The organism is Polaromonas sp. (assembly GCF_030682935.1).
In the GTDB taxonomy this organism is placed as follows: Bacteria; Pseudomonadota; Gammaproteobacteria; order Burkholderiales; family Burkholderiaceae_C; genus Polaromonas.
This window is the reverse complement of the sequence record NZ_JAUXNA010000073.1, coordinates 1-4,128: the sequence shown is the minus strand read 5'-3', so window position 1 is coordinate 4,128 and position 4,128 is coordinate 1. Positions and strand designations below refer to the sequence as shown.

Genomic DNA, 4,128 nt, shown 5'->3' with positions numbered 1-4,128 from the left:
CCCATGGTGTATGCCGAAAACGAAGGCGAAGTGTTTTTGGGCCGTTCGGTCACCAAGACCAACAACGTGAGCGAGTCGACCATGCAGAAGGTCGATATGGAAGTCCGCCGTATCATTGACCAGCAATACGCCCAGGCGCGCAAGCTGATTGAAGACAACAAGGACAAGATTCACGCCATGGCCAAGGCCTTGCTGGAGTGGGAAACCATCGACGTCGACCAGCTTGACGACATCATCGCCGGCAAGGAGCCGCGTCCGCCCAAGGACTGGACGCCGCGTAATCCTTCCGTGGGTGGTGGCGGTGGCGGCCCCAGCGACGGCACTCCCGCGGTGAACACTGAACCAGCGCCGACAGTAGCCTGACGATCAGCCAAGAGCTGCTTTCAAATCATGAAAACCGGGGCAAGTCCCCGGTTTTCTTTTTGGTGCAGCCTGCTGCCCCCGTTTAAAGTGACTGGTTATCAGAAAAGGCTACAAGTGATCTGGCAAACATCGCGCTTTCAGATTGATTTGTCCACGCCGCGCGTGATGGGCATTGTGAACGTCACACCCGACTCGTTTTCCGACGGCGGCAAGTATTTCGTGCCGGGCGGCCATTTTTCGGCTGTGTTTGCGCACTGCGAGCAGTTGATCCGGGAAGGCGCAGACCTGCTGGATATTGGTGGCGAATCGACTCGCCCCGGGGCGCCGCCCGTGCCGCTGGATGAAGAGCTTGCGCGCGTGCTGCCTGTCGTCCGCCATGCGGTCACGCTCGGTGTACCCATCTCGGTAGATACCTACAAGCCCGAGGTGATGCGGGCGGTACTGGATCTGGGCGCAGACATCATCAACGACGTCTGGGCGCTACGCCAGCCTGGTGCCACGGAGTTGGTAGCCGCGCATCCGAACTGCGGGGTCTGCCTGATGCACATGCACCGCGAGCCGAAAACGATGCAGATGACTCCCATGGAGGGGGACGTGGTGCCGCAGGTGCTATCTTTTTTGGAGCGTGCTGCGCACGGCCTGCAGGCTGCGGGCGTCGAAAAGAACCGAATCGTGCTTGATGTGGGCGTAGGTTTCGGAAAAACTGTAGCGCAGAACTTTTCGCTTCTGGCACGTCAGCAAGCGTTTTTGGCAGCCGGTTATCCGCTGCTGGCGGCCTGGTCTCGTAAATCCTCGCTGGCGGCTGTGGCCTCGCTGGATATGGCGGACCGCATGGTGCCCAGCGTGGCGGCGGCCTTGCTGGCGGTTGAGCGTGGTGCCCGCGTGGTGCGCGTGCACGATGTGCGCGAGACCGTCCAGGCCCTTAAGGTCTGGGCTGCTGCGCGATAGCTCGAGGCGCTCTTGCAGCGCTGCACTGATCGATGATCGCAAGACCTGTGCTTCCCGCCGCTTGGGGCAAACCGGTGCAAGCTCCTAAAATGGGGCCAACTTTTTTCCAGCAGAACAACCGGCCCTCAAGGTCAATCAACATGACAAGAAAATACTTTGGCACCGATGGCATTCGCGGAACGGTCGGTCAGCCGCCCATCACGCCCGACTTTGTGCTGAAGCTCGCCCATGCCGTGGGTCGCGTCCTTCGCCGGTCCGAATCACGCCCCACCGTATTGATCGGCAAGGACACCCGCATTTCGGGCTATATGCTGGAAAGTGCGCTGGAGTCCGGTTTCAATTCAGCCGGTGTGGATGTCGTGCTGCTAGGACCCCTGCCCACGCCGGGTGTGGCTTATCTCACACGGGCCCAGCGCGCCAGTCTGGGTGTGGTGATCAGCGCCAGCCACAATCCTTTTGCGGACAACGGCATCAAATTTTTCAGTGCGCAGGGCACCAAGTTGAATGATGAATGGGAACTGGCTGTGGAAGCTTCGCTTGACGAGCCGCCCGTCTGGGCTGACTCGGCCTCGCTGGGCAAGACGCGTCGCCTGGATGACGCAGCGGGGCGCTACACCGAATTTTGCAAGAGCACGTTTGCCCATGACCTGACGCTCAAAGGCCTGAAAATCGTGGTCGATGGTGCGCACGGCGCGGCTTATCACATTGCGCCCATGGTGTTTCATGAACTGGGTGCCGAAGTGATTGCCATCGGCTGCAAGCCCGACGGACTCAACATCAACCATGAGGTCGGCGCCACCCACCCTGAAGCGCTGATCCGCGCGGTTCGCGCCAACAACGCGGATTACGGAATCGCACTCGACGGCGATGCCGACCGGCTGCAAATCGTGGATGCTGAAGGACGGCTTTTCAATGGTGACGAAGTGCTGTTCCTGATGGTCAACGAGCGGCTGGCACGCGGTGAAAAAGTACCGGGCACCGTCGGCACCCTGATGACCAACATGGCCGTGGAAGTCGCCTTGAAGGCCAAGGGTGTCGAGTTTGTGCGCGCCAAAGTCGGCGACCGTTACGTGCTTGAAGAGCTCGACAAGCGCGGCTGGCTGCTGGGCGGCGAAGGTTCCGGCCACCTGCTGGCGCTGGACAAGCACACGACCGGCGATGGCCTGATCAGCGCCTTGCAGGTGCTGCAAGCCTGCGTGCGCGGCAAGAAGACCTTGAGCCAACTGCTGGCTGACGTGGTGCTGTTTCCCCAGACGCTGATCAATGTCCGGCTCAAGCCTGGCCAGGACTGGGAGGGCAGCGCGGAATTGGCGATGCAAACCAAAGCGGTGGAAATCGAACTGGGCGATAGCGGCCGCATTTTGATCCGCGCCAGCGGCACCGAGCCGCTGCTGCGGGTGATGGTTGAGGCACGCGATGCTGAACAGGCCAGGGCCTGCGCCGAACGCGTTGCGGATACGGTGCGCAGCTAAGTCAGCCAGGGACTCTTCCGGCCTGGTGGATGCCAACCGTTAGCGGCTGACTTTGAGGAAAAGGTCCCGGTCGGGGGCAAAGTTGGCGTGCAGTGGCAGCAAGGCGCCGCCAAGCGCCCGCGCATCCGGGCCGATGCTGCCTTCCAGCAGGGTGGCCGGCCACAGGCCTTCCCAGTTGTAGCGGGCCAGGGCCGTGCGGGTATGCTCCAGGAGCCGCTGCAACAGCGGCCTGCAAAACGAGCCATCCAGCACGATCGCATCGAGATCAAGAAACGCGGTGCCGCTCACAATGCAGTGCGCCAGGGCATTGGCGGCCGGTGTCATCCAGGCGGTGGTTTCTTCCGCGAACGGCGCCTGCATCGCGCGCTCGTCGTAAGCGGCGGTTGTGTCGAGTCCACGGGCCTTGAAGCGCTGCTCCAGTTCCCAGAGCGAGGCCTGGTGAATCAGCTGCTCCGGCTTGGTTTCTCCGGGCCGGGCTACATTCAGCGGCACCGACGCGACCGCGCCGGCATTGCCATGCAGGCCTGCATGCAGATGGGAATTGATGACCAGCCCGCCACCCACAAATGTGTCCACGAACAGGTAGAGGAAACACTTCAGGTCGCGGCCCCGCCCGGCCACCAGCTCGGCCACGCAGGCGGCTGAAGTGTCCTTGGCAAAGCTCACCGGCAGGTCGGTCATGCCTTGCACTTCGGCTTTCAGATCCATCTGGTTCCAGGTATCCGACTGTGCATCGGACAGTCCCAGCATCCTGTGCCAGCCGCCAAGCTGAAACGGTGCGGCAATGCCCACGCCCACGAGCCGAGGGCTCAAGTCGCCGAGTTCCTCGCGCAAGGCATTCATGTGTTCGCTGAGCGCCGGGAGCAAGACCTTGGCATCCGGGAAAGCATAGGCAAGCGACTTGCGCTGACGCACCCGGCCCGTGAAGTCCACCAGCAGCCAGTCGGTGTTGCGGCGTCCGATTTTGATGCCGATGGAAAACGCGCCGTCCGGATTCAGCGCCAGAGGCACCGACGGCTGGCCAATGCGGCCGCGCACCGGCTCGTGCCGAATCAGCAGGCCATCTTCATCAAGCCGTGTGGTGATCAGGCCAATGGTTTGCGCCGTCAGCCCGGTCAGGCGTGCCAGATCCGCCTTGGGCAGGCTGCCATTCTGGCGAATCGCCTGCAACACCACCCGTTCATTGAACTGGCGCATGCCCACATGGTTGGAGCCACGCGGGCGCAGCAGCGGGGGAGCCTGGTCGTTTGTCATGGGCGTAGAGTTTCGCCGATAACGCCCTTGCGCAAGATGAAGTTGCCAAACGGCTGCAATTCGCCGGTCACCACAATCGCGCAAGCATTGC

4 protein-coding genes and 1 pseudogene are annotated in these 4,128 nt (G+C 62.0%); 3 read left to right on the top strand and 2 right to left on the bottom strand.

The features are described from left to right. The 3 genes and pseudogenes from Q8K05_RS02955 to glmM form a co-directional block, all read left to right on the top strand. A pseudogene (locus Q8K05_RS02955) lies at positions 1 to 363 on the top strand (cell division protein FtsH); the annotation flags it as partial. 114 nt (positions 364 to 477) lie between these two features. Further along, on the top strand, positions 478 to 1,311 hold the full coding sequence (gene folP / locus Q8K05_RS02950; protein WP_305245047.1) for a dihydropteroate synthase: 834 nt from the start codon (positions 478 to 480) through the stop codon (positions 1,309 to 1,311). 140 nt (positions 1,312 to 1,451) lie between these two features. Then, on the top strand, positions 1,452 to 2,783 hold the full coding sequence (glmM, locus tag Q8K05_RS02945; protein ID WP_305245046.1) for a phosphoglucosamine mutase: 1,332 nt from the start codon (positions 1,452 to 1,454) through the stop codon (positions 2,781 to 2,783). Positions 2,784 to 2,822: 39 nt separating this feature from the next. On the opposite strand, the gene Q8K05_RS02940 is transcribed toward glmM, so the two are convergent. Together Q8K05_RS02940 and Q8K05_RS02935 are read right to left on the bottom strand one after the other, a co-directional pair. Beyond that, entirely contained in the window at positions 2,823 to 4,037 is a 1,215-nt protein-coding gene (locus Q8K05_RS02940) for an ROK family transcriptional regulator (protein WP_305245045.1), read from the bottom strand. Next, on the bottom strand, positions 4,034 to 4,128 hold a 95-nt coding region (locus tag Q8K05_RS02935; RefSeq protein WP_305245048.1), incomplete at its 5' end, for an RbsD/FucU domain-containing protein. The genes Q8K05_RS02935 and Q8K05_RS02940, both read right to left, overlap by 4 nt.